Origin of the sequence: Pseudomonas sp. 22085, assembly GCF_052045815.1 — a bacterium.
Lineage (GTDB): Bacteria > Pseudomonadota > Gammaproteobacteria > Pseudomonadales > Pseudomonadaceae > Aquipseudomonas > Aquipseudomonas glycinae.
This window is the reverse complement of the sequence record NZ_JBQEQA010000023.1, coordinates 13,938-39,776: the sequence shown is the minus strand read 5'-3', so window position 1 is coordinate 39,776 and position 25,839 is coordinate 13,938. Positions and strand designations below refer to the sequence as shown.

Below are 25,839 nucleotides of genomic sequence, written 5' to 3'. Positions count from 1 at the left end.
TTCCGCGATTAATGACTGTGCTCGGCCGAGGCTTTGCCCAGCTCTGATTTGAGGACGAAGCTGCCGGTACTGGCGACTTGCACGCCCGGTTCCAGTCCGGCGATGACTTCCACCTGGCCTGCCGCGCGACTGCCCAGCTCCACTGCTTGCGCCTTGAAGCCGTCGTCGGTGCGCACAAACACCGTGGGTTTGTCCTCGACGGTCTGGATTGCGGTTTCCGGTACGGCGACTTTGGCCTGGCGGCTGTCGGTGGCGACCAGCGCGGTGACAAACAGGCCCGGGCGCCATGAGCCTTGCGGGTTTTCCAGGGTGACGCGCACGGTCGCGGTACGGGTCTGTTCGCCGAGCAGGCTGCCGACGTAAGCCACGGTGCCGCTGACTTCGGCGTTCAACTCCGCCGCGCTGACGGTGACGGGTTTGCCCACTTGCACCTTGTTCAGGTCCTTGGGCGAAACGCCGAACGTGACCCACACCCGCGACAAATCCGAGAGCGTGAACGCTGCCGTGGTTTCATCGACCACCTCGCCCGGCGTCAGGTGTTTTTCCACCACCACGCCATCGAACGGCGCGCGCAGTTCATAGCGATTGCCACCAGTGGCGACCACGCTGCCACTGAGCACGCTGATCTTTTGCCGGGCGTTGCTCACCGCAATCTCGGCTTCTTCCAGAGCCTGGCGCGCCTGGAGAAAATCCTGCTCGGCGGAGATCTTGTCCTGCCACAGTTTCCTCTCGCGCTCGAACGTCGTGCGGGCCAGGGCCAGACGGCGTTGCGCGGCCGCCTGCTCGCTGCGCTGATCGGAGATCTGCTGACTGGCGATCACGGCCAGCAACTGGCCTTTCTTCACCGACTGTCCGAGGTTGACCGACACCGACTCGACCACGCCCGGCACACGCGGCACCACATGTGCGGTGCGGTCTTCGTCGAAGCGCACTTCGCCGGGGAACGACAGACCGAGGCTGAAACTCTGCGCCTGGGCGGCGGCCAGTTGAATCCCCGCCGCCGCGATCTGCTCGGCCGTCAGTTCGATGTGCCCTTCTTCGTCGTGCCCGCCGTCAGCGGCGACGCCTTCTTCGGCATGGTCGGCGTGCTCCGCCGCTTCATCGGCATGCGCATCGACAGACGCATTGCCGCTCCACACCGCGCCGAGGCCAATGCCCAGCGCCAAGGTCGCCGCAGCGACCACGATCAGTTTTTTATCCATGGAAACTCCTCTGCGCCAAACCATCGCGCAGTCATCAGAACGTTGAAATTCAAGGGTTGGCGCTGAGGTCGCCGAAGATGCGTTCGATGCGGACCCGGGCGTCGGTCGCCTCGCTCACCGCCTGGATGTATTGGCTGCGAGCGGCGATCAATGTGCGCTGAGCATCGAGCACGTCGAGGAAGCCGAACTTGCCCATTTCGAAACCGCGGGTGGCGCTGTCCACCGCACTTTGCGCGGCGGGCAGGATGGTCCGGTCGAACGCCTGGATTTCGCCGTTGGCGGTCTGCCATTGCGCCAGCGTGGTCTGGATTTCCGTGCGCAAGCGCAGTTCGGTGGCGTTGCGCAGGTCCCGCGCCTGATCGGTACGCCGCGCCGCCGCCAGCACGTTGCCCTGATTGCGGTTGAACAGCGGAATCGGCATCGACAGCCCGACCACGTTGACCCGCTCGCGCTCGGTTTCGCTGTACTGGCTGCCGATGCTGACGGTGAGGTCGGGAATCCGCTGGGACTTTTCCAGCCCCAGCGACGCTTCCCGCTGGTCGATCTGCAACCTGGCCAGCCGCAGCTCCGCTGTTTCGTTCAGACGCTCAAGCAAACGGGTGGACGGCGGTACGCTGGACAGACTTTGAGTTGCGGTCTGCACCGTGGTCGACGTCGGCAACGGTGCGCCCATGACCTGGGCCAATTGCTGGTACGCATTGGCCTGATCACGCTCGGCGCGGCTCAATTCCAGGCGCACTTCCGAAAGCTGCACTTGCGCCCGCGTGCCTTCCACCGGCGACGACTTGCCCGCCTCGATCCGCCCCTGCGCCACACGCAAACCGTGCTCGGCGAGTCGCAGCGACTGCCGGGCCAGTTGCAAACGTTGCTGCGCGGTCTGCGCGCCGTTGAACGCTTGAAGCACGTCGGCGCGCAGCGCGTTGCGCTTGCGCTCCAGTTCGATGCCGGCGGCATCCTGCGCACGACTCGCCACATCAATCCGCGCACCACGCTTGCCGCCCAGCTCGATCGGCTGGCTGAGCATCACCGTGGTGGTGCGTGATTCACGCCGGGTGTCTTCGGCCTCCCACGACACCTCGGGGTTGGGGATCAGCCCGGCCTGCTTGCGGTCACCGTCGGCAATGCCGATTTCCCACTGCGCGGCGGCCAGCTCCGGGTTGCTGGCGAAGGCGGTTTGCAACGCCTGATCCAGCGTCAAAGTCGATGCGCTGGCAAGGCTGGTACAAGCCAGCAACAACAGGCCGCTGGCGGTTTTTTTCAGGCGTGATCGCGCCGTCAGTTCAATTAAACCGGGCAATGGAAGGCTTCCTTCAATCAAAAATCGTTGATGGCGCCACGGTAGGGTTTTGAACTTATCGACAAGGTGACGTGAACATTACAAATCCGTTATCCACGGTTTATCGAAGTTGTTTTGCTCTAGGATTCGAAGTTCGAATGAGCTTGTTGCAATAGATAGAAACAAATGCACATTAGTTATCCGCCGAACAGCACTTGCCGAAATGAAAGTCGTGAAAAATGCGCCATTCCACTGCGACAGGCTGTCGCGAATGGCCGATTTAAAGGGCTCAGGCGTTGACTCTGTAGCCACTACAGCCTTTACCGTGCACGCCACTCAGTTACAAATTCGGTCAGGAAGCCCCTACAAAAAACTGCAACTTCCAGACTCACTTAGTTAAATACCCATTCATTAAAAGTGGTGAAACATCATGCGAATCCTTGTCGTCGAGGACGAGCTTAAAGCTGCCGAATACTTGCATCAGGGCCTGACCGAAAGTGGTTATATCGTTGATCACGCGGTCAATGGCGCGGATGGTTTGCACCTGGCGCAACAACAGGTTTATGACCTGATCATCCTCGATGTGAACCTGCCGGAACTCGACGGCTGGAGCGTGCTGGAACAACTGCGTCGCACTCACTCCACCCGGGTGATGATGCTCACCGCACGCGGGCGGCTGGCGGACAAGATCCGGGGTCTGGATCTGGGCGCCGATGATTATCTGGTCAAGCCGTTCGAGTTTCCGGAATTGCTGGCGCGGGTGCGTACGTTGATGCGGCGCAGTGAAAACATCCCGGTGCCACAGGTGCTCAAGGTCGCCGATCTGGAACTTGATCCGGGCCGTCACCGGGCCTTTCGCGGCACCCAGCGCATCGACCTGACCACCAAGGAGTTCGCCCTGCTGCACCTGCTGATGCGCCAGTCCGGCGAAGTGCTGACCCGCACCCAGATCATCTCGCTGGTGTGGGACATGAATTTCGACTGCGACACCAACGTGGTCGAAGTTTCGATCCGTCGCTTGCGGGCGAAGATCGACGACCCGTTCGACAGCAAACTGATCCACACCCTGCGCGGCGTCGGCTATGTGCTGGAGGCGCGGGAATGAAGCCGGCAAGCCTGTCGCTGCGGCTGGGTCTGACGGTCAGCATTCTCGGCGCGCTGCTGGTGGTGTTCCTGGCGATCCTCGCGTATTTCGCCCTGACCCACGAGCTGAACGCGCTATCGCGCGACAGCCTGGAAAAGAAGCTGGAACAGGTCGAGCACAGCCTGACGCTGTACTTCGACACCGGCGAGATCAGCGCCAAACCGCACATTCTGCTCGATCAGGTCATGGGGCACGACAACCTGACGCTGACCATTTATGACCTGAACAACCTGCGCACTCCGCTGCTCAAATCCGGCTCGGGCCTGACCGATCCACGGGTTGAACTGAAGGCAGTACGGGCGACGACCGATCAGTTGACCCACACCGACAGCGCCGATGCCGAAGGTGCGAAGTTTCTCACCGTCTCCAAGCTGATTCGCCTCAAGGACGGCAGCAACGTACCGGTGCTGCTGTCGATGGATAACGCCCACGATCAGGCCTTGCTCAGTGCTTATTTGCGCTCGACGTTGATGGCTTTACCGTTGCTGCTGGTATTTATCGGCCTGACCGCTTGGGGCGCCGTGCAGCGAGGGCTGGCACCGTTGCGCGAGTTTCGCAAAGTGGCGGCGCGAGTGACGACGCAGGATCTCGATCACCGGTTGTCGGTGCTGAACATGCCCCAGGAACTCAGCGAACTGGCGCAGGGCATCAACGTCATGCTCGATCGACTGGACAGCGGCGTGCAGCAGTTGTCGCAGTTCTCCGATGACCTGGCCCACGAACTGCGCACGCCGATCAACAACCTGATGGGCAAGGCCCAGGTGACGCTGTCGCGCGAGCGCTCGGTCGAGGAATACACCAACGTTCTGGTGTCCTGCACTGAAGAGCTGGAGCGGGTCGCGCGGATTGTCTCGGACATGCTGTTCCTGGCCCAGGCCCGCCAGCCTGCGGCGCACGCCTCGTTCGAACCGATTGCGCTGGAGCAAGAGGCGTCCAGGGTGGTGGATCTGTTTTCCCTGACGGCACAGGACAAACAGATCGATCTGAAGATCATCGGCAGCGCGCAGGTGTCGGGGGACCGGCTGATGATTCAGCGAGCGATTTCCAATCTGCTGTCCAATGCCCTGCGCCACTGCCCGTCCGGCAAGACCGTTTCGCTGTTCATCGAACAGGCGCCGAACGAGGTGTCATTGCGGGTGAGCAATCCCGGTGCGGGCATCGAAGCGCAGCACCTGCCGTATCTGTTCGACCGTTTTTACCGGGTCGACAGCAGCCGCACCCGGTCACAGGGCAGTACCGGTCTGGGACTGGCCATCGTGCACTCGATCATGACCTTGCATCAAGGCTCTGCGCAGGTTCAAAGCCGACCGGGGGCGATGACGATATTCAGTCTGGTGTTTCCCGTGACGCACCCGGAACGGCACTGAACCTTCAAGCCGATTTGTGCGGTGTTTTCTCAAACCTCATGGGAAAAATCGCCGCACAAGTGCTGCATCCATCCCCGTAAATCCTTCAGCACGAATTTGCGTCGTCCCTGCGCTGAAATGTCTGACAGCGGCAGAAGACAGAACGCCTCAAACCGCTGATTCCTTTCGCGTGGCTCGCCCGTTGCAACGCAGTGCGGCCCCTCAGAAACACGTCCTCGCGGCGTCAATTCACGCTTTATCAGTACGTATTTCGATACCGCTGAAAGCCGCGACTGGAAACGTCCGGACATTTTTGACCCCGCCGTCACCGCCCTTTTAGATTCGGCTCGTGCTTGCCACAGCACTCCCAAACGACAACCAAGGAGCAACATCATGGGCTACATGGGCAGCTGGAATGCCAACCAGATCGATGAACTTGAAGAGCAGGAAGCACCCTCGGCAGAGCAGATCGAAGCCCTGCAACTGACCGAAGAAGAACGGGCGGAACTCAACGCCGAGTGACAGACCCCGCGGGGGCCTTGCGCCCTCGCGGGCTTTGCGGGAAGGGAATCATGGACAAGACAACGTTGGTCGAGCGAGAGCTCACGGCCGATCAGGCAGAACGGCGTATTCATACCGAAATTTCACGCCTGGGGCTCACACCGCACACCCGCACCCTAGGCAGCAAAGTGGTTGCCGTCCAGGCGAGTCTTCAGGGCAGCGACAACCGCCATGCCCGCGGCTTTGGCAAGGGCTATGCAGATCAGGCGCACCTGGGCGCGCTTTATGAAGCGCTCGAGCACTATTGGACGGATAAGCTCTGCACCTGCGATGTTCACGAAGAGACTGAACGCTATTTCAAAGACACGCCGATGTTTGCCGATGACTCGCTTCTGCAAAGGCTCACGTGCCAGCAGAACGTGCGCATCAGTTGCCGGACCTATGTCTGTCCGCCGTGGCATGACCGGTTTTCCTATCCGGTGGCGCTGACTTCGCCGAACGGCTCACGTTTGCCCTCGTCACAGGGCATGGCGGACTGCCGCGCCGTACAGCGCTACGCCAGCAACAGCGGCACCGCGATTGGCGCCACTTACAACGAAGCGCTGCTGCACGCCGCCAACGAGTGCATCGAGCGCGACGCCGTATCGTTGTTTCTGCTCAACCATTTCTACTATCAGAACCATCCGCCACTGCGCCGGGTGGCACGTCTCACGGAAAAGGACGAACTCGGTCGTCTATGGACCGATGCCGAACAGGAAATCGACGGCGAAATCGTGCTGGTGGATATCAGTACCGAGTTCAAGGTGCGGACCTTTCTGGCCTTCACCACGAAGCCGGGCTCTAACCCACAGGTATTTGGCAGCGGCAGCTCTCTCGACCCGCGGCATGCTGCGTGGCGGGCGCTCACTGAACTGGTGCAGTTGCAACTGAGTGCCACCGAACCTGAGTACCGCCAGACACTGGCCAATGCGCTGCGCAACCTGCGGCCCTTCCCGCGCCTGCTGCGCTGTGCGCAGTTCGATCCGCAGACGCTGCTGCATCGCTGCGTTCAACACGAGGTGAAACTGCCGGATTCCGCTAAAGACCTGTCGGTGGACAATCAACTGCACTTGCTGATTCAAGACCTGCGGATTCATGGCCGTACGCTGGGTGCCGCCGTCCTGCAGCGAGCCGAGCTCGGCACGACCCTGCTCAACGTGGTGATCCCCGGACTGGAACGCTTCTTCGTGGTCTCCAGCGGTAACGTGGTCGTCCCGCAAGCCCGGGGCCGTACGCTGGAGAGGCCCGCCCCATGAACCGACCCGATCGCAACCGGGAGCTGACACTGGCCCGATCCATGCGCCTTTACCTCAACGAGAACGGCGCTGTTGGCCACTACTTCGAACCGCGAGGCAGCGGACTGCATCACATTTTTTTTCTGCGGGTGAACGATGAACTCTGGGTTGGCCGCAAGCTCCTGCAACGTGACCGGCATTTCCGATGGCAGACCGGCAGCGCGCTCAAACCCGGCATGTTGTTTGGCCCGCATCTGCATTCATTGTGGGGTGATGACGGGTTGTCGATCGGCTATCGGACCGCTTCCCCCGCAGACAAAGCGCAGTTCTTCGAGCACGCCTTGCATCAGGCTGACAGCGAGATCCTGTTTCCCTTTCCACTGCTGGATGAGACAGGCAGGGAAGCGGTCTGTCCGGCAGACTTCTGGCAATGCAACGCATCACTGGCCGAACAGCTGAACACTGACGAGCAGCACTTGCGCGAATACTGCGCCGGGCTGCTCCAGGCCATCACTGAAAAAGGCGCGCTGATTTACGACCCGGCCTGTTCGACCGGCGCGTTCATTGCCCACCTCGCCCGCGCCCTGCCCGACTGTCTGTGCCTGGGCAGTGATCGTTCGGCCTCGATGATCGAACACGCCAAGCGCTGGCACAGCGGGACATCCGTCGAGTTCGATGTGCTGGAGGCGAGTGAAGCTTTCGATTCCGGGATTCGCTGCGATGTCTTGATCCTGCGTTTCCTCAACGCCGAAGTCTTGACCCGTCGTGAGGCCCAAACCGCATTCGAGTCACTGATCCGCTGCATCAAGCCCGGCGGTACGATCCTCGTCTTCGGTCACACCCCGGTGCTGATTCCGGTCACCTGGCTTGCCTCCATCCACCACCTGAAACTTGAATCCAGTGTCGCGGCGCGGCCGGGGCAGGTCGAGCTGTTCCAGTTCTATCGTCTGACGGTTTCGGCGCCATGAGTTTTTCCCTGCACAGCCGAGGTTATTACCCGACCGGCGACGGCCATCAACTCTATTGGGAACGACATGGTGCTCCGGGACACGAACCCGTGTTTTTCCTCCATGGCGGCCCTGGCGGACGAATCAGTCGTCACCATCTGCAATTTTTCGACCCGGGCCGGTTCGACATCATCCTGTTCGACCAACGGGGTTGCGGGCGCTCGACGCCTTACGGCGAGCTGCGGGACAACACTACCGGGCTGTGTGTCGAAGACATCGATGCCCTGCGCCAGCATTTCGGCTTCGAAAAAATCAGTGTGCTGGGCGTGTCATGGGGCAGCTGGCTGGCAGTTCAGTACCAACAGCGCTACCCGCAGCACGTGCTGAAAAGCACACTGGTTTCGGTGTTCGTGCCGTTTGCCGCCAACGTCCGGGCATACGATCAGGCGCTCAATGACGGGTTGGCGCAGTCACCTCAAATGTCGCCCGGCCAACAGGCCAGGGACATCTACCGGATCCTCGGCGAAGGCTGTCCATCGCAGCAGCACCGCGCCGCCATCGAATGGTTGAACGCTGTTCTACGTCGCACAGGACAGACCATTTGCCCCGACACCCTGGAGCGTTTCGTCGATCAGGAAGCGGTGCTCGCGATCCGCCTCGAACTGCAATACCACCTGCAAAACTATTTCTTCACACCAAAGGACGAATACCTGACCCTCGACGACAACACCCTGCTGATCCAGGGCATCCGCGACACCCATGGCATGGCCAGCGTGCGCTGGCTCAGGCAACGCATGAACATCCACTGCCGGCTGCTGCATGCCGGGCACAACGCCTTTGAAAATGCGATCCTCAAAGCAGTGCGTCAGGCGGTGAAACGTGAAATCGAAGGCTAAAAAAAACGGCACCCGAAGGTGCCGTTCCGTCCCACAAAAAACCTTATTTGCGTGCCGCCTCCCACGACTTGAGCAGTTCGTTGTAGCTAACGGTTTCGCCTTTCGGCTTCTCGTTGGCCAGTTTCGGTTTTGGTGCGCCCGGCTGGTCGAACCAGTATTGCGCGTCGCGCTCGGGGTTCATTTTCGGTGCGCACACCGCTTGGGCCTTGGAGCGTTCCAGACGGGTCATGATCGCGTCCTGATCCTTGGCCAGACCGTCGAGGGCCTGTTGCGGGGTCTTCTCGCCGCTGGCGGCCTCGGCGATGTGGCTCCACCACAGCTGTGCCAAGCGTGGATAATCCGGCACGTTGGTGCCGGTCGGGGTCCACTGCACACGGGCCGGGCTGCGGTAGAACTCGACCAGACCACCGAGTTTCGGCGCCAGGTCGGTCATCGCTTGCGAGTTGATGTCCGATTCACGAATCGGCGTCAGGCCGACGATGGTTTTCTTCAACGAAACGGTTTTCGAGGTCACGAACTGCGCGTACAGCCAGGCCGCGAGTTTCTGTTTCTCAGGCGTGGATTTCATGAAGGTCCACGAGCCCACGTCCTGATAACCGAGTTTCATCCCCTCTTCCCAATACGGTCCGCGTGGCGACGGCGCCATGCGCCATTTCGGCGTGCCGTCGGCGTTGACCACCGGCAGGCCCGGTTTGGTCATGTCGGCGGTGAAGGCCGTGTACCAGAAGATCTGCTGGGCGATGTTGCCCTGGGACGGCACCGGGCCGGACTCGGAGAAGGTCATGCCCGCCGCTTCCGGTGGCGCGTACTTCTTCAGCCAGTCGACATATTTGGTGGTGGCGAACACCGCCGCCGGGCCGTTGGTGTCGCCGCCGCGGGTCACGCTGGAGCCGACCGGGTGGCAATCCTCGACGCGAATCCCCCACTCGTCCACCGGCAAGCCGTTGGGAATGCCCTTGTCGCCGCCACCGGCCATGGAGAACCAGGCATCAGTGAAGCGCCAGCCCAGGGACGGGTCTTTCTTGCCGTAGTCCATGTGCCCGTAGATGCGTTTGCCGTCGATTTCCTTGACGTCTTCGCTGAAGAACTTGGCAATGTCTTCATAGGCCGACCAGTTCACCGGTACGCCCAGTTCATAGCCGTACTTTTCCTTGAACTTGGCTTTCAGGTCGGCGCGTTCGAACCAGTCGGCGCGAAACCAGTACAGGTTGGCGAACTGCTGGTCGGGCAATTGATAGATCTTGCCGTCCGGCGCGGTGGTAAAGGAGATGCCGATGAAATCCTTGATGTCGAGGGTCGGCGAAGTGAAGTTCTTGCCTTCGTTGGCCATCAGGTCGGTGATCGATTCGGTCTTGCCGTAGCGAAAGTGCGTACCGATCAGGTCCGAGTCATTGACCCAGCCGTCGTAGATGTTCTTGTCCGACTGCATCACCGTCTGCATTTTTTCCACGACGTCGCCTTCCTGCAGCAGGTCGTGGGTCAGCTTGATCCCGGTGATTTCGCTGAAGGCCTTGGCCAGCACCTTGGATTCATATTCGTGGGTGGTCAGGGTTTCCGAGACGACCTTGATGTCCATCCCGCGAAACGGCTCGGCCGCCTTGATGAACCACTTCAGTTCTTCGAGCTGCTGATCTGCCGTCAGGGTCGACGGTTTGAACTCGCTGCCGATCCATTTTTTTGCGGCATCTTCGTAGGCGTCGGCCCAGGCGGACGCGCTCAAACCGCTGAGTGCCAGCATGGCTGCCAATGAAATGCTATGTCGCAGCTTATTTTTCTTATCGAACATAGAGACCTCCTGTTAGGTTTTCGGAGCACGATTGCCGAGCGATTCGACTAGCCCCAACGCATCACAGCCAACAGCCACACCAGGGACAACGCGGACGCTACCCAGATGCTCCAGTCGGTCACGCCGATTACCAGCAGATGCAGGTAGGCGCTGCCGAGAAGACCGATGAACAAGCGATCGCCACGGGTGGTGGCAATCGGCAGAAACCCTCGCCGCAAGATGCTCGGCGAGCGCAGTTCCCAGGTGGTCATGCCCACCAGGATCAACCCGATCACGATGAAAAACGCCGCCGTCGGGACGGTCCAGCTCATCCATTCCATCATCAGTTCCTCAGACCCGGCCCAGGGCAAAGCCCTTGGCCACGTGGTTGCGAACGAACCAGATCACCAGCATGCCGGGGAGAATAGTCAACACCCCCGCCGCCGCCAGTACGCCCCAGTCAATGCCGGACGCCGACACCGTGCGCGTCATCACCGCCGCGATCGGTTTGGCGTTCACCGAAGTCAGCGTGCGCGCCAGCAGCAGTTCGACCCAGGAAAACATAAAGCAGAAAAACGCCGTCACACCGATGCCGGAGCCGATCAGCGGTATGAAGATCTTCACGAAGAACTTGGGAAAACTGTAGCCGTCGATGTAGGCGGTTTCGTCGATTTCCTTCGGCACCCCGGACATGAAACCTTCGAGGATCCACACCGCCAGCGGCACGTTGAACAGGCAGTGCGCCAGCGCCACGGCGATATGGGTGTCGAACAGGCCGATCGACGAATACAGCTGGAAGAACGGCAGCAGGAATACCGCTGGCGGCGCCATGCGGTTGGTCAGCAGCCAGAAGAACAGGTGCTTGTCGCCAAGAAAGCGGTAGCGCGAAAACGCGTAGGCCGCCGGCAGTGCCACGCTCAGGGAAATCACCGTGTTCAGACTGACGTAATACAGCGAGTTGATATAGCCGGTGTACCAGCTCGGGTCGGTGAAGATCACCTTGTAGTTCGCCAGCGTGAAATCCTGTGGGAAAAGGGTCAGCCCGCCGAGGATTTCGGTGTTGCTCTTGAACGACATGTTCAGCAGCCAGTAGATCGGCACCAGCAGGAACAGGATGTAGAGCAGCAGGGGAATCAGCTTTCTTTTGCTCATGGCCGGGCCTCAGCGGTTGGCATCGTTGTGGGTCATGGCGGTGTAGAACAGCCAGGACACCAGCAGGATGATCAGGAAGTACACCAGCGAGAATGCCGCCGCCGGCCCCAGGTCGAATTGGCCTACGGCCATCTGGGTCAGGGTCTGACTCAGGAAGGTCGTCGAGTTACCCGGCCCGCCGCCGGTGAGCACGAACGGCTCGGTGTAGATCATGAAGCTGTCCATGAAGCGCAGCATCACCGCGATCAGCAGCACGCTCTTCAACTTGGGCAACTGAATATGGCGGAACACGGCCCAGGCCGAGGCCCGGTCGATGCGCGCGGCCTGGTAATACACATCGGGAATCGCCCGCAGGCCGGAGAAACACAGCAGCGCCACCAGCGAAGTCCAGTGCCAGACGTCCATCACCAGCACGGTGACCCAGGCGTCCATGGTATTGGCCGCGTAGTTGTAGCTGATGCCCATGGCGTTGAGGCTCGAACCCAATAGGCCGATGTCGGCACGGCCGAAAATCTGCCAGATGGTGCCGACCACGTTCCATGGAATCAGCAGCGGGATCGCCAGCACGATCAGCACCACCGACGACCAGCGGCCCTTGGTCGGCATGGTCAGCGCAATGGCGATGCCGAGGGGGATTTCGATCAGCAGCACACAGGCCGAGTAGATGAACTGGCGCAGCAACGAGTCGTGCAGACGCGGATCGAGCAGCACCTGCTTGTACCAGTCTGCACCGACGAAGTAGCGGCTGGACTGGTCGAAGATGTCCTGCACCGAATAGTTGACCACAGTCATCATCGGGATCACCGCACTGAAGGCCACCAGCAGGAACACCGGCAACACCAGCCACCAGGCCTTGTTGTTCTGCACCTTGTTCATGGCTGTACCTCGCTGTCGGTGGCATCCAGCAGAAATTCGTCGGCATAGACCATCAGCCACTGCGCCGGAAAACTGATGTAGGCCGTGCCCTGCGGCACCGGTTTGTCCTCGGCAAGACGCACTTTCAGCGGTGCGCCGTCCAGATCCAGGGTCATGATCTTGTAGGTGCCGAGGTCCTCGACGTGTACGACCCGTGCCTGCATCGCATCATCAAACGGCTCGTCCCACACATGGATGAACTCGGGACGGATGCCGACCTTCAGATTTTTCCACTGGCCGTGTTCGATATGGCGCTGCAAGCCGTCCGACAGCGGCAGATGGGTCGAGTTGAAACCGACCCCGCCCGGTTGCGGTTGCACTTCGATCAGGTTCATCCCCGGGCTGCCGATGAAGTAGCCGACAAAGGTGTGGCTCGGCCGCTCGAACAATTCCCGTGGCGTGCCGAACTGGACGATCTGGCCGCCGTACATCACCGCGATCTTGTCGGCGAAGGTAGAGGCCTCCAGCTGATCGTGAGTGACGTAGACCATGGTGATGTTGAACTGCTCGTGGATCTGCTTGAGCTTGCGCCGCAGTTTCCATTTCAGGTGCGGGTCGATCACCGTCAGCGGCTCGTCGAACAGGATCGCCGAGACGTCATCGCGCACCAGGCCACGGCCCATGGAGACTTTCTGTTTTTCGTCGGCGGTGAGGTTGCGCGCCTTTTTGCTCAGCAGGTTTTGCAGGTCGAGGACTTCGGCGATTTCCTGCACCTTGCTGTGCACTTTCGCCTCGGCCAGGCCCTGATTTCTCAAAGGAAAGGCCAGGTTGTCGAACACGGTCATGGTGTCGTACACCACCGGGAACTGGAACACCTGCGCGATGTTGCGCTTCTCCGGGGTCAGGTCGTTGACCGCTTTGCCGTCAAACAGCACATGGCCCTGGGAAGGACTGAGCAGGCCGGAAATGATGTTGAGCAAGGTCGACTTGCCGCAGCCCGACGGACCGAGCAAGGCATAGGCGCCGCCCTGCTCCCAGATGTGGTCCATCTCGCGGATCGCGTAATCCTCGGGCCCGCTCGGGGTTTTGCTGTAGCTGTGGGCGAGGTGCTGCAAACGGATTTCGGCCATCAGGCAACCCTCGCGACACGCCGGCCCGGTGCCTGCACCAGACGGCCCTGCGCATCGAACACAAACAGTTTATGGGTCGGGATATAGATGCGGATCGGCGCATCGACGTCGTATTCGTGAACCCCCGGCAGATGCAGCACCAGCAGGAAATGCTCGTTGCGCACGTGGAGGAAGGTTTCCGAACCGCTGATCTCGGCCACCTCGACGGTCACCGCCAGTTCCAGGTCGTCGTCGTTGCTCGGCACCAGCGAGATGTGGCTCGGGCGCACGCCAAAACGGAACTCGCCCTCGCCCACCGGTCGCAGATCGACGTTCAACGGAAAGTGCACGAAGTTGGCGAAACTCACTTCGTTGCCGGCGATGCGCCCCGGCATCAGGTTGATCGGCGGCTCGGAGAACAATTCGGCGGCCAGCACCGTTTGCGGCTGGTGATAGACCTCGGTCGACGGGCCACTCTGGATCACCCGGCCCTCGTGCAGAATGGTCGTAGTGCCGCCCAGCGCCAGCGCTTCGTTGGGTTCGGTGGTGGCGTAGATGGCGATGGTGTGGCGCGCCTTGAACAGCTCGCGCATTTCCTGGCGCAGTTCTTCGCGCAGTTTGTAGTCGAGGTTGACCAGCGGCTCGTCGAACAGAATCAGCTCGGCATCCTTGACCAGCGCCCGCGCCATCGCGGTGCGCTGCTGCTGGCCGCCGGACAGTTCCAGCGGATAGCGCTTCAGGAATTTCTCGATGCGCAGCATCTTCGCGGTTTCCTGCACCTTGCTCTGGATCTGCTCGTTGGAGATCCCGGCCTGGCGCAGCGGCGAGGCGATGTTCTCGAACACCGTCATGGTCGGATAATTGATGAACTGCTGATAGACCATCGACACGTTGCGCAGACGCACCGGGCGCTGGGTGACGTCGACGCCGTTCATCAGGATGCGGCCGCTGTCGGGCTTGTCCAGACCGGCCATCAGGCGCATCAGACTGGTCTTGCCGGACAGCGTGCGCCCGAGCAGAACGTTGAAGGATCCAGGTTCGAATTTCAGGCTCGCATCGTCGATCCAGGTCTGGCCCTCGACGGTGCGGCTGACGTGCTCCAGGGTGAGTGACATGGCTCGGCCTTTATATTATTGGAGTCAAGCGACCTGTGCTGTAGAGCGACATTCGTGCCAGAAACGCCAAGCCTTTGATTTACCGTCGAATTCGCTGCAAGCCACGTAAACCGTGGTTCGTAGCTGAACACAAATGAACAGTTACGAATGAACAATTGAACAGTCGGGCGATTGACAATGAACAATCGTGAACAACACTCTATGGATGCTTTTTGGCACGGATCCTGTGAGAGCGAGCTTGCTCACTCCCAAAGAGATCTCAATAACAATAATAAAAATGCTGTATTCAGAGGCTGACTGCCATGGCCGCACCTGCCCCGCCGATTTCCCACGATGCGATCGTCCAGGACTCCTGGTCCCGTTGCCGCGCCTTCGGTCTCAATCATCAAAGCGCCCCGGCTTTCGATCAGTTGCCCGCCGCCGGCATCGCGCAGTTGCTCGACCGCCATCATTCGCTGGTACAGACCACTCACCAGGAAGTGCTGCCGTATTACGAGAACATCCTGAGCAACTCCAACTGCCTGATCATGCTGGCCGACAATCAGGGCCAGGTGCTGACGTCCTGGGGTACACAGCGCTTCATCGAGCCGAACCTGGCGCGCGGTTTTCAGGCCGGCGCCAGTTGGGTCGAGCGCGCCAGCGGCACCAACGCCATCGGCACGGCGCTGGCCTGCGAGCAGGCGGTGCACATTGAACACGATGAACACTTTCTCAAGGCCAATCGCTTCATGACCGGTTCCGCCGCGCCGATTTTCGATGCCGAGCGCAAGGTCATCGCCGTGCTCGATGTGTCCAGCGACAGCTATCTGCCACCGTCGCACACCCTCGGCATGGTCAAGATGATGAGCCAGACCGTGGAAAACCGGCTGATCCTCAACCTGTTCCATGGCCAGCACTTTCAACTGACCTTCAACACCGGGTTGAACAACCTCGACAGCCAGTGGGCCGGGCTGCTGATCTTTGATGAAAGCGGTCAGGTGTTGTCGGCCAACCGTCGGGCCGACAATCTGCTGGGGGTGCGGTTGTCGCGGGTCAGCGTTGAAAGCCTGTTCAAGGTGTCGTTGCTGGAGTTGATCAATCAGCCGGATGGCTTGCCGTTTGCCTTGCAGACTTCCGGGCGCAATCGTTTCCAGTGTTTGCTGAAGCGACCTAAACAGGCGCCGGTTCAGGCGCGGGTCTTTACTGAAGCCAGAACCGCTGAACCGAAAGTCACCGTACCGACGGCCATCAGCCTGAGTACTCTGCACTTCGGCGACAGTCGCGTGGAGAAAGCCGTGCGCCAGGCCGAACGCCTGCTGGAAAAGGACATTCCGCTGCTGATTCACGGGGAAACCGGGGTCGGCAAGGAAGTCTTCGTCAAGGCCCTGCACCAGGCCAGCTCCCGCAGCAAACAGGCGTTCATTGCCGTCAACTGCGCGGCGATCCCCGCCGAACTGGTGGAATCGGAGCTGTTCGGCTACGAGAAAGGCGCATTCACCGGCGCCAACCAGAAAGGCAGCATCGGCCTGATCCGCAAGGCCGACAAAGGCACGCTGTTCCTCGATGAAATCGGCGACATGCCACTGCCGACCCAGGCCCGCCTGTTGCGGGTGTTGCAGGAACGCTGCGTGCAACCGGTGGGCAGCAGCGAGCTGTTTCCGGTGGATCTGCGGATCATCTCAGCCACCAACCGCTCGCTCAGGGAACAGGTGCAACTGGGGCGTTTTCGCGAAGACTTGTACTACCGCATTGGCGGTTTGACCCTGGAATTGCCACCGCTACGCGAGCGCAGCGACAAGCAGGCGCTGTTCAAACGGCTGTGGGAACAACATCGCGAGCCGTCGCAGTGGGCGGGATTGAGTCGTGAGGTGCTGGAGCTGTTCGAGCGGCACCCGTGGCCGGGCAATCTGCGTCAGGTCAGCAGCGTGATGCAGGTGGCACTGGCGATGGCCGAGGAACAACCGATTCGACCCGAGCATTTGCCGGACGACTTTTTTGTCGATCTGGAGATGGAGCCAGTAGAGGTGGCCGAGCCGTTGGGCATCGATCTGAACGATGCCGAGGCGTTGAATCGGGAGTTGCAGCTGGCCGGGGGCAATATTTCCCATCTGGCGCGACGGTTGGGGGTGAGCCGCAATACGCTGTACAAACGATTGCGGCAGCTTGAGAGCTGAGCGCCTTCATAGCGGATCAGACCGAAACGGCTGGCTCAACAGGCGCAGCCGATGCGGCCGCCAACGTACGCAGGCCCATCAACACCACAACCATCATCATCAGACCTGCGGCTATCGCAACGCCGAACCCTGCCCGTGCGCCCCAGGCATCAATCACCAGCCCCGCCAGCATGCCGCCGAGCGCCACGCCGATGCTGATCCCGGTGGTCATCCACGTCAGCCCTTCGGTCATCCTCGCCGCCGGGATAATGATCGTCCCCAGCTTCATCACCACCACCATGGTCGGCGCGAACGAGATGCCGGCGATAAACAGCATCGCGGTAAGGACATAAACGTCCGGTGAGAAAACCGGCAATACGCCGGTGACTGCCGTGACCAGGATCCCGATAAAGAACTGTTTTTCAATCGCCAGCGAAACCCGCAGCGCGCCGAAGGTCAGACCCGCCACCAGCGAGCCGAATGCATAGGCGGCAAGAATGAAGGTGGCAGCCGATGGCCAGCCTTGCGCATTGGCGAAGGCCACAACGGCAACATCGATCGCTCCGCCAATAACCCCCATCGCCAGCAACGCCAGGACAATGGTGCGAACGCCGGGAATCAGCAGGGTCGAACCGCTGTTTTTCCGGTTGCCCGCCACCACTTTCGGCTCGGTCTGACGCTGCATGAGAAACGCCGTCACGCCGACGGCCAGCAGCCCCACCGCCACCAGCGGCCCGGCTTCTGCGAAGAAACTCACACTCAAACCGATCGCCAGTGGCGGGCCGATGATGTAAGCCAGTTCAGTGAGGACCGTGTCCAGCGAGAACGCGGTGTGCAGTTGCGGCTTGCCACGAAACAGCTGCGTCCAGCGTGCGCGGATCATGGACGGCATGCTCGGCATCGTCCCCGCCAGAGCCGCCAGCACAAAAAACAACGCGGCCGGAGCCCTCAGGTGCACGGCAACAATCAGCGCCAGCAGCATGACGATACTGAAGGCCGTGACGACGGGCAGCACGCGACTCTGGCCACGCCGATCAACCTGTTTCGAGATGCGCGGGCCGAGCAGCGCGTTGGTCAGGGTAAACGTACCGGCGACTGCACCGGCCAGCCAGTAAACGCCGGTCTGCTGCACCAGCATGGTGATGATGCCGATGCCGATCATTGCCTGGGGCAGTCGGGCGATGGAGCTCGCGAGGATCAGCCCGGTGGCGCCGGGTGTCGATACCAGTTCGCGATAGTGATTAGCCATGATTCCTCCCTTCCGGATTCGCCGCTGATGAGCATCCTGCCGCGTGCGCTATCAAGACCTATGCGAATACCAAAAGCAATCGCACATTGTCTGGATCGTTCCCACGTCGAGGCGTCGAACCGTCTGCGTGGGAATGCCTCAATGGACGCTCCGCGTCCGCTTCGGCATGGGACGCGGAGCGTCCCGGGCTGCATTCCCACGCGGAGCGTGGGAACGATCAACGATCAATCGGACAGAAAAACAAAAACCCGCACAAGGCGGGTTTTGTTTGTAGCAAGCGCAGCGATCAGTCAGCCAGACGCCAGGTCGTGCCGCCCTTGCCGTCTTCCAGCACCACGCCCATGGCGGTGAGCTGGTCGCGGATGCGGTCGGATTCGGCCCAGTCCTTGCCGGCACGTGCCGCCAGACGCGCAGCGATCAGCGCCTCGACTTCAGCAGAATCGACACGCCCTTCGGCGCCGGCCTGCAGGAAATCATCGGCTTCGAGCTGCAACACACCGAGCACGCTGGCCAGTTCTTTCAGACGCGCCGCCAGACCGGCCGCGGCATCGAGATCGCTCTCGCGCAGACGGTTGATCTCACGCACCATCTCGAACAGCACCGCGCAGGCTTCCGGCGTGCCGAAGTCGTCGTTCATCACCGTGGTGAAACGCTCGACGAACGCTTCGCCGCCAGCCGGCGCCACATTCGGCAGGCCTTTCAACGCATGGTAGAAACGCTCCAGTGCGCCCTTGGCGTCCTTGAGGTTGTCTTCCGAGTAGTTGATCGCGCTGCGGTAGTGGCTCGACACCAGCAGGTAACGCACGACTTCCGGGTGGTACTTGTCGAGCACGTCGCGAATGGTGAAGAAGTTGTTCAAGGACTTGGACATCTTCTCGCCATTGATACGGATCATGCCGCAATGCATCCACGCGTTGGCGTAGGTCTTGCCGGTGGCCGCTTCGCTCTGGGCGATTTCGTTTTCATGGTGCGGGAACTCAAGGTCGCTGCCGCCGCCATGAATGTCGAAGGTCTCACCGAGGCAGCAGGTGGACATCACCGAGCACTCGATGTGCCAGCCCGGACGCCCGGCGCCCCACGGCGAATCCCAGCTCGGCTCGCCCGGCTTGACGCCTTTCCACAGCACGAAGTCCAGCGGATCTTCCTTGGCTTCGTCGACCTCGATCCGCGCACCGATGCGCAGGTCTTCGATCTTCTTGCGCGACAGCTTGCCGTAGCCCATGAACTTGCCGACGCGGTAGTACACGTCGCCATTGCCCGGGGCGTAGGCGTAACCCTTGTCGATCAGGGTCTGGATCATCGCGTGCATGCCCGGAATATGATCCGTGGCGCGCGGTTCCATGTCCGGCTTCTTGATGTTCAGGCGCGCTTCGTCTTCGTGCATCGCGGCGATCATGCGCTCGGTCAACGCTTCGAACGACTCGCCGTTCTCGTTGGCCCGGTTGATGATCTTGTCGTCGATGTCGGTGATGTTGCGCACGTAGGTCAGGTCATAACCGCTGAACCGCAACCAGCGGGTCACCAGGTCGAACGCGACCATGCTGCGGCCATGGCCCAGGTGGCAGTAGTCGTATACGGTCATCCCGCAGACGTACATGCGCACCTTGTTGCCATCCAGCGGCTTGAAGACTTCTTTGCTCTTGGTGAGCGTGTTGTAGATCGTAAGCACGGTGTTTCCTTAAGACTTGATCACTGGCCCCACGAATCGCGCAGGGTCACGGTACGGTTGAATACCGGCTGACCTGGTTTCGAGTCCTTGATATCCGCGACGAAGTAGCCTTCGCGCTCGAACTGGAAACGGTCTTCCGGCTGTGCATTGCCCAGCGAAGGCTCGGCACGACAACCGGTCAGCACTTGCAGTGAGTCAGGGTTGATGTTGTCCAGGAAACTCGCGCTGTCTTCGGCCTTCTCCGGGTTCGGAGAACGGAACAGGCGATCGTACAGACGCACTTCGCACTCGACGCTGGCAGCGGCCGGCACCCAGTGGATCACGCCCTTGACCTTGCGGCCTTCAGGGTTCTTGCCCAGGGTGTCCGGATCGTACGAGCAACGCAGCTCGACGATGTTGCCGTCGGCGTCCTTGATCGCTTCGTCGGCACGGATCACGTAGCTGCCGCGCAGACGCACTTCGCCGTTCGGCTCCAGGCGCTTGTAGCCTTTTGGCGGCTCTTCCATGAAGTCATCGCGGTCGATGTAGATTTCACGGGCGAACGGCAGCTGGCGCACGCCAAGTTCTTCTTTCTGCGGATGACGCGGCAGTTCGAGGTTCTCGACCTGATCTTCCGGGTAGTTGGTGATCACGACTTTCAACGGACGCAGCACGCACATGGCGCGCGGGGCGTTGGCGTCCAGGTCCTGACGGATGCTGAACTCGAGCATGCCGAAGTCGACCACGCCGTCGGAACGGTTGGTGCCGATCATCTCGCAGAAGTTGCGGATCGACGCCGGGGTGTAGCCACGACGGCGGAAGCCCGACAGCGTGGACATGCGCGGATCGTCCCAGCCGTTGACGTGTTTCTCGTCAACCAGTTGCTTGAGCTTGCGCTTGCTGGTGATGGTGTAGTTGAGGTTCAGACGGCTGAATTCGTACTGACGCGGGTGCGCCGGCACCGGCAGTGCGTCGAGGAACCACTCGTACAGCGGACGATGGCTTTCGAACTCCAGGGTGCAGATCGAGTGGGTGATGCCTTCGATGGCGTCCGACTGACCGTGGGTGAAGTCGTAGTTCGGGTAGATGCACCACTTGTCACCGGTCTGGTGGTGATGGGCGTGGCGGATGCGGTACATGATCGGGTCGCGCAGGTTCATGTTCGGCGAGGCCATGTCGATCTTGGCACGCAGTACGCGGGCACCGTCCGGGAACTCGCCGGCGCGCATGCGGGCGAACCAGTCCAGGTTCTCTTCCACCGACCGGTCGCGGAACGGGCTGTTCTTGCCCGGCTCGGTCAGGCTGCCACGGTATTCCCTGGCTTGCTCGGGCGTCAGGTCGTCGACGTAGGCCTTGCCGGCCTTGATCAGCTCGACGGCCCAGTCGTGCAACTGGTCAAAGTATTGCGAGGCGTAGCGCACTTCGCCGGACCATTCGAAGCCCAGCCATTTGACGTCGCTTTCGATCGCGTCGATGTATTCCTGGTCTTCCTTGGCCGGGTTGGTGTCGTCGAAACGCAGGTGAGTGACGCCGCCGAACTCCTGGGCCAGGCCGAAGTTCACACAGATCGACTTGGCGTGGCCGATGTGCAGGTAGCCGTTGGGCTCAGGCGGGAAACGGGTGACGATCTGCGTGTGCTTACCCGAGTCCAGGTCCGCCTGGATGATCGGGCGCAGGAAATTGACCGGCGTGACGGGGCCGGTCTTGGAATTCGAGGTAGGGTCGACAGTGGGCTTGCTCATAGGATCCTTGAACGTACAGTGCGCGGCCGGGACACGGGCCTGACAAAACAAAGCGGCTATCATAGCCGATGCTGTCAAGCCCCTGACAGAGCAGGGCTTAAAAGGAATGCATTTAATCGCCGGGTTTTGAAAAACAGCCTCGAAATTCGCGCCTGTCACGCTAAACTGCGCACCTTGGCCCTCACGGGCTGAACCGGTACGGGGCCCAAATGTCCCAATACCCACGAATTCCTTATAAAGAGCATCGATCATGACTCAAGTTAAATTGACCACCAACTTCGGTGACATCGTCATCGAACTGAACGCTGAAAAGGCGCCTCTCACCACCGCCAACTTCATCGAATACGTCAAGAAAGGTCACTACGAGAACGTCGTGTTCCACCGCGTCATCAAAGGCTTCATGATCCAGGGCGGCGGTTTCGAGCCAGGCATGAAAGAAAAGAAAGACAAGAGCCCGAGCATCCAGAACGAAGCCGACAACGGTCTGAAGAACGACAAGTACACCATCGCCATGGCCCGTACCATGGACCCGCATTCGGCTTCGGCGCAGTTCTTCATCAACGCCTCCGACAACAGCTTCCTGAACCACACCGCCAAGACCGCCCAGGGCTGGGGTTATGCCGTATTCGGTAAAGTGGTTGCGGGCACCGACGTTGTCGACAAGATCGAAGGCGTTTCCACCACGTCCAAGGCAGGCCACCAGGACGTACCCGCAGACGACGTGATCATCGAGAAAGCCGAGATCATCGAAGCGTGATATTGCTGATTTCAGACTTGCATCTGGAAGAGGAGCGCCCGGACATTACCCGGGCGTTTCTGGATTTGCTCGCCGGACGCGCCCGCTCGGCGAGTGCGTTGTACATTCTGGGCGACTTTTTCGAGGCGTGGATTGGCGACGACGCCATGACCCCCTTCCAGCGTTCCATCTGCCAGGCCCTGCGCGACTTGAGCGACAGCGGCACGGCCATTTTTCTGATGCACGGCAATCGCGACTTCATGCTCGGCAAGGCCTTCTGCAAAGAGGCTGGCTGCACGCTGTTGAAGGACCCGAGTGTCGTGCAGTTTTACGGCGAACCGGTACTGCTGATGCACGGCGACAGTCTGTGCACCCGCGACGAAGCCTATATGAAGCTGCGCCGCTACCTGCGCAACCCGCTGAGCCTGTTCATCCTGCGCCACCTGCCCTTGCGCACCCGCCACAAACTGGCGCGCAAACTGCGCAGCGAAAGCCGGGCGCAGACGCGGATGAAGGCCAATGACATCGTCGATGTCACGCCGGAGGAAATTCCGCGGATCATGCAGGAATACGGGGTGAAAACCCTGGTTCACGGGCACACCCATCGCCCGGCCATCCACAAGTTGCAGATCGGTGACCAAGCGGCGAAGCGGATCGTGCTGGGGGATTGGGATCGTCAGGGTTGGGCGTTGCAGGTGGATGAGAACGGGTTTGTGTTGGCGCCGTTTGATTTTGCGCCACCGCCTGCACTACCCGCCCCTGCCACCGCCTGATCGTTCCCGGACTTAGTTGATCGTTCCCACGCTCTGCGTGGGAACGATCTGCCTGACTTAGTGGCCGCTGGCCGCAGGGCCTGCTTTTGCGGCAAACGGCGGCTTAGCCAGCCAAACAATCAATATTAACCCCATAAACCCCCATCCCAGCAGCGTGAAGTAATCCACGGTGGAGAGCATGTAAGCCTGGCTGGTGAGGATCTGATCCATCTGCGCATAGGCCGATTGGCTCGCGCCACCCAGCGAATGCAAGGTCTCGCGAGTCGCCGGCTCATAGGTGCTGATGCTCTCGCTCATATAGGCATGATGCTGATCCGCCCGGCGAATCCAGATCCACGTAGTCAACGACGCCGCAAAGCTGCCGCCCAATGTCCGCAGGAACGTCGCCAGACCCGCGCCATCGGCAATCTGGCTCGGCGGCAGATCCGACATCAGAATGCTCAAGGTCGGCATGAAGAACAGCGCCACGCCAATCCCCATGAACAACTGCACCAATGCGATGTGCTGGAAGTCCACTTCGTTGGTGAACTCCGCACGCATGAAGCAGCTCAGGCCGATCGCCAGGAACGCCAGACCGGCCAACAGACGTAGGTCGAACTTGTGCGCGTACTTGCCGACAAACGGCGACAGCAACACCGGCAGAATGCCGATCGGTGCCACCGCCAGCCCGGCCCAGGTCGCGGTGTAACCCATCTGGGTCTGTAACCATTGCGGCAGGATCAGGTTGATGCCGAAGAACCCGGCGTAACCCAATACCAGCACCAGCGTACCGATGCGGAAGTTGCGATAGGCAAACAGCCGCAGGTTGACCACCGGATGCTGGTCGGTCATTTCCCAGATCACGAACACCGCCAGCGCGATCACCGAAATCGCCGCGCCGATGATGATGAAGTTCGACTCGAACCAGTCCAGGTCATTGCCCTTGTCGAGGATCACCTGCAACGCGCCCACGCCGATGATCAGCGTGATCAGCCCGACGTAATCCATCGGTTGGTGGCTGGTGACCACCGGGCGTTTGGCCAGCTGCTGGCGCACCACCATCACCGCGAAGATCCCGATCGGCACGTTGATGAAGAAGATCCACGGCCAGCTGTAACTGTCGGTAATCCAGCCGCCGAGGATCGGTCCGGCAATCGGCGCCACCACCGTGACCATCGCCAGCAATGCGAGGGCCATGCCCCGCCTCGCCGGTGGATAGACCGCGATCAGCAGCGTCTGGGTCATCGGGTACAACGGCCCCGCTACAAGGCCTTGCAGCACGCGGAAGCCGATCAGTTCCGGCATCGACGTGGAAATACCGCAGAGGAACGAAGCCAGCACAAACAGAATGGTCGCCCACAGAAACAGCTTCACCTCACCGAAGCGACGGCTCAGCCACCCAGTGAGTGGCAGCGCGATGGCGTTGCTCACGGCGAACGAGGTGATGACCCAGGTGCCCTGCTCCGAACTCACGCCGAGGTTGCCGGAAATGGTCGGCAGCGCCACGTTGGCGATGGTGGTGTCGAGCACCTGCATGAAGGTCGCCAGCGACAGGCCGATGGTGCTGAGCAACAGGCTGGGCGGCGTAAAAGAGGCGTTATTGCTCATCGCGAATCCTATGAAGCCGGGTTGGCGCCGTGTCTGTTACGGACACAGCTGCCCTTTGTGGGAGCGGCGGTGCGACGATTCGAATTGCTCGCGAAAGCGGTGTGTCTGACAACATCTATGTTGAATGTCAGGCAGCATTCGCGAGCAAGCCCGCTCCCACAGGGTCAGTGGTGGATCAGCGTTGCGCGGTCTTGCTGACCGCCGCGCTGTTGTCGTGGATCAACTGGGTGATCATCGCGTCAGCTTCGGCCAGTTGACGGTCGTAGACGTTGGTGCTGAACGAGGCCTTTTGCGGCGGTTGCTGGGCCAGTACCGGACCACTCTGGTCGTGCAGATTGACCTCGACATTGGTCGACAGGCCGACGCGCAGCGGGTGTTTGGCCAGCTCTTCGGCGTTGACATGAATCCGTACCGGCACACGCTGCACGATCTTGATCCAGTTACCGGTGGCGTTCTGCGCCGGCAACAGGGCGAACGCGCTGCCGGTGCCCGCGCCGAGGCTGTCGACGGTGCCGTTGAACTTGACGTCACTGCCGTAGATGTCCGACTCGATCTCCACCGGTTGGCCAATGCGCATGTCACGCAGCTGGGTTTCCTTGAAGTTGGCGTCGATCCACAGCTGATCCAGCGGAATCACCGCCATCAGCGCGGTGCCCGGCTGCACACGCTGGCCAAGTTGCACGGTGCGTTTGGCGACATAACCGGTGACCGGCGCAATCAAGGTGCTGCGAGCGTTGGTCAGGTAGGCCTGACGCAGTTGCGCGGCGGCGGCCATCACGTCCGGGTGCGAGGACACCACGGTGTCATCGACCAGCGCGCTGGTGGTTTTCAGTTGCTGTTTGGCGTTGGCCAGGGCGTTCTGCGCCGAGGTCAGGTCATCGCGGGCGTGGGACAGTTCTTCCTGGGAAATCGCCCCGCCGGCCGCGAGGTTTTTCCGGCGGTTGAAGTTGTCCTGGGCTTTCTGCACTTCGGCCTGTTGCGCATTGACCTGGGCCTTCATGCCGTCGACGTTGCTGTACAGGCCGCGCACCTGACGCACGGTGCGGGCCAGATTGGCCTTGGCACTTTGCAGGCCGACTTCGGCGTCATTCGGGTCGAAGTTGATCAGCACCTGGCCTTCATGCACCAGATCGCCATCGTCAGCACCGATGCTGACCACGGTGCCGGTCACCAGCGGGGTGATTTCCACCACGTTGCCGTTGACGTAGGCGTCGTCGGTGCTTTCGCTCCAGCGCCCGATGAATTCGTGATACGCCCAGACGCCGGCACCGGCGAGGGCAACCACAACGGCCAGCACCAGCAGCATCACCTTGCGTTTGCGCGGATTGCCAGTGTCCTGGGCGTTGTCTTGAGCTTGTGTGTTTTCGGCAGTGGCCATGACAAGTACCTT

22 protein-coding genes are annotated in these 25,839 nt (G+C 60.8%); 9 read left to right on the top strand and 13 right to left on the bottom strand.

Features of this window, described 5'->3' with window-relative positions; genetic code table 11:
* Window positions 1-8: 8 nt before the first annotated feature.
* Both ACTJK7_RS24280 and ACTJK7_RS24275 read right to left on the bottom strand, forming a co-directional pair.
* The gene (locus tag ACTJK7_RS24280; RefSeq protein WP_108562703.1) at window positions 9-1,202 is read right to left on the bottom strand and encodes an efflux RND transporter periplasmic adaptor subunit; all 1,194 of its coding nucleotides are present in this window, start codon (window positions 1,200-1,202) and stop codon (window positions 9-11) included.
* A gap of 49 nt (window positions 1,203-1,251) precedes the next feature.
* A complete protein-coding gene (locus ACTJK7_RS24275; protein ID WP_108562705.1) occupies window positions 1,252-2,499 on the bottom strand; it encodes a TolC family protein in 1,248 nt (415 codons plus the stop codon).
* A 409-nt stretch (window positions 2,500-2,908) separates the two neighbouring features.
* On the opposite strand from ACTJK7_RS24275, the gene ACTJK7_RS24270 reads away from it, so the two are divergent.
* The 6 genes from ACTJK7_RS24270 to ACTJK7_RS24245 all read left to right on the top strand — a co-directional run bounded on the left by ACTJK7_RS24270 (window position 2,909) and on the right by ACTJK7_RS24245 (window position 8,586).
* Window positions 2,909-3,583, top strand: a complete 675-nt coding sequence (locus ACTJK7_RS24270; RefSeq protein ID WP_007951475.1) for a heavy metal response regulator transcription factor — start codon at window positions 2,909-2,911, stop codon at window positions 3,581-3,583.
* Window positions 3,580-4,989 (top strand): heavy metal sensor histidine kinase, encoded by a 1,410-nt coding sequence (locus ACTJK7_RS24265; RefSeq protein WP_108562707.1) that lies wholly within the window; start codon window positions 3,580-3,582, stop codon window positions 4,987-4,989. Before ACTJK7_RS24270 ends, ACTJK7_RS24265 begins: the two co-directional genes overlap by 4 nt.
* Window positions 4,990-5,361: 372 nt before the next feature.
* Window positions 5,362-5,490, top strand: a complete 129-nt coding sequence (locus ACTJK7_RS24260) for a hypothetical protein (protein WP_256576142.1) — start codon at window positions 5,362-5,364, stop codon at window positions 5,488-5,490.
* Between the two features lie 50 nt (window positions 5,491-5,540).
* A complete protein-coding gene (locus tag ACTJK7_RS24255; RefSeq protein WP_108562709.1) occupies window positions 5,541-6,764 on the top strand; it encodes a YcaO-like family protein in 1,224 nt (407 codons plus the stop codon).
* Window positions 6,761-7,711 (top strand): class I SAM-dependent methyltransferase, encoded by a 951-nt coding sequence (locus tag ACTJK7_RS24250; protein WP_064380725.1) that lies wholly within the window; start codon window positions 6,761-6,763, stop codon window positions 7,709-7,711. Before ACTJK7_RS24255 ends, ACTJK7_RS24250 begins: the two co-directional genes overlap by 4 nt.
* The gene (locus ACTJK7_RS24245; RefSeq protein ID WP_440780949.1) at window positions 7,708-8,586 is read left to right on the top strand and encodes an alpha/beta fold hydrolase; all 879 of its coding nucleotides are present in this window, start codon (window positions 7,708-7,710) and stop codon (window positions 8,584-8,586) included. The genes ACTJK7_RS24250 and ACTJK7_RS24245 overlap by 4 nt, the downstream gene beginning before the upstream one ends.
* Window positions 8,587-8,629: 43 nt before the next feature.
* Here the strand turns inward: ACTJK7_RS24245 and ACTJK7_RS24240 are convergent, their stop codons facing one another.
* Genes ACTJK7_RS24240 through ACTJK7_RS24215 form a run of 6 tightly spaced genes read right to left on the bottom strand, consistent with a single transcriptional unit; the run spans window position 8,630 to window position 14,582 of the window.
* Window positions 8,630-10,372 carry an ABC transporter substrate-binding protein gene (locus ACTJK7_RS24240; RefSeq protein ID WP_064380728.1) on the bottom strand — a complete coding sequence of 581 codons (1,743 nt, stop codon included), beginning with the start codon at window positions 10,370-10,372 and terminating at the stop codon, window positions 8,630-8,632.
* A 47-nt stretch (window positions 10,373-10,419) separates the two neighbouring features.
* Window positions 10,420-10,692, bottom strand: coding sequence for a DUF2160 domain-containing protein (locus ACTJK7_RS24235; RefSeq protein WP_039767461.1), 273 nt, complete (start codon window positions 10,690-10,692; stop codon window positions 10,420-10,422).
* Between the two features lie 10 nt (window positions 10,693-10,702).
* The gene (locus tag ACTJK7_RS24230) at window positions 10,703-11,503 is read right to left on the bottom strand and encodes a carbohydrate ABC transporter permease (RefSeq protein ID WP_064380730.1); all 801 of its coding nucleotides are present in this window, start codon (window positions 11,501-11,503) and stop codon (window positions 10,703-10,705) included.
* A 9-nt stretch (window positions 11,504-11,512) separates the two neighbouring features.
* Complete coding sequence (locus ACTJK7_RS24225; protein WP_007951487.1) at window positions 11,513-12,379, bottom strand: carbohydrate ABC transporter permease; 867 nt, start codon at window positions 12,377-12,379, stop codon at window positions 11,513-11,515.
* Window positions 12,376-13,488 carry an ABC transporter ATP-binding protein gene (locus ACTJK7_RS24220; RefSeq protein WP_007951488.1) on the bottom strand — a complete coding sequence of 371 codons (1,113 nt, stop codon included), beginning with the start codon at window positions 13,486-13,488 and terminating at the stop codon, window positions 12,376-12,378. Before ACTJK7_RS24220 ends, ACTJK7_RS24225 begins: the two co-directional genes overlap by 4 nt.
* The gene (locus ACTJK7_RS24215) at window positions 13,488-14,582 is read right to left on the bottom strand and encodes an ABC transporter ATP-binding protein (RefSeq protein WP_007951489.1); all 1,095 of its coding nucleotides are present in this window, start codon (window positions 14,580-14,582) and stop codon (window positions 13,488-13,490) included. Before ACTJK7_RS24215 ends, ACTJK7_RS24220 begins: the two co-directional genes overlap by 1 nt.
* Before the next feature lie 302 nt (window positions 14,583-14,884).
* On the opposite strand from ACTJK7_RS24215, the gene ACTJK7_RS24210 reads away from it, so the two are divergent.
* Window positions 14,885-16,735, top strand: a complete 1,851-nt coding sequence (locus tag ACTJK7_RS24210; RefSeq protein ID WP_108562715.1) for a sigma-54-dependent Fis family transcriptional regulator — start codon at window positions 14,885-14,887, stop codon at window positions 16,733-16,735.
* Window positions 16,736-16,751: 16 nt separating this feature from the next.
* On the opposite strand, the gene ACTJK7_RS24205 is transcribed toward ACTJK7_RS24210, so the two are convergent.
* The 3 genes from ACTJK7_RS24205 to ACTJK7_RS24195 form a co-directional block, all read right to left on the bottom strand.
* On the bottom strand, window positions 16,752-17,963 hold the full coding sequence (locus tag ACTJK7_RS24205; RefSeq protein ID WP_440780946.1) for an MFS transporter: 1,212 nt from the start codon (window positions 17,961-17,963) through the stop codon (window positions 16,752-16,754).
* 286 nt (window positions 17,964-18,249) lie between these two features.
* Window positions 18,250-19,632, bottom strand: coding sequence for a cysteine--tRNA ligase (cysS, locus tag ACTJK7_RS24200; RefSeq protein ID WP_440780944.1), 1,383 nt, complete (start codon window positions 19,630-19,632; stop codon window positions 18,250-18,252).
* A gap of 20 nt (window positions 19,633-19,652) precedes the next feature.
* Window positions 19,653-21,353, bottom strand: coding sequence for a glutamine--tRNA ligase/YqeY domain fusion protein (locus ACTJK7_RS24195; protein ID WP_108562722.1), 1,701 nt, complete (start codon window positions 21,351-21,353; stop codon window positions 19,653-19,655).
* A 250-nt stretch (window positions 21,354-21,603) separates the two neighbouring features.
* On the opposite strand from ACTJK7_RS24195, the gene ACTJK7_RS24190 reads away from it, so the two are divergent.
* Both ACTJK7_RS24190 and lpxH read left to right on the top strand, forming a co-directional pair.
* Window positions 21,604-22,110, top strand: coding sequence for a peptidylprolyl isomerase (locus ACTJK7_RS24190; RefSeq protein ID WP_011334985.1), 507 nt, complete (start codon window positions 21,604-21,606; stop codon window positions 22,108-22,110).
* Complete coding sequence (gene lpxH, locus ACTJK7_RS24185) at window positions 22,107-22,862, top strand: UDP-2,3-diacylglucosamine diphosphatase (RefSeq protein WP_440780943.1); 756 nt, start codon at window positions 22,107-22,109, stop codon at window positions 22,860-22,862. Before ACTJK7_RS24190 ends, lpxH begins: the two co-directional genes overlap by 4 nt.
* Window positions 22,863-22,919: 57 nt before the next feature.
* Here lpxH and ACTJK7_RS24180 read toward each other — a convergent pair whose 3' ends face one another.
* Both ACTJK7_RS24180 and ACTJK7_RS24175 read right to left on the bottom strand, forming a co-directional pair.
* Window positions 22,920-24,449 carry a DHA2 family efflux MFS transporter permease subunit gene (locus ACTJK7_RS24180; RefSeq protein ID WP_102717016.1) on the bottom strand — a complete coding sequence of 510 codons (1,530 nt, stop codon included), beginning with the start codon at window positions 24,447-24,449 and terminating at the stop codon, window positions 22,920-22,922.
* 175 nt (window positions 24,450-24,624) lie between these two features.
* Window positions 24,625-25,827, bottom strand: coding sequence for an HlyD family secretion protein (locus ACTJK7_RS24175; RefSeq protein WP_201820069.1), 1,203 nt, complete (start codon window positions 25,825-25,827; stop codon window positions 24,625-24,627).
* Window positions 25,828-25,839: the final 12 nt, after the last annotated feature.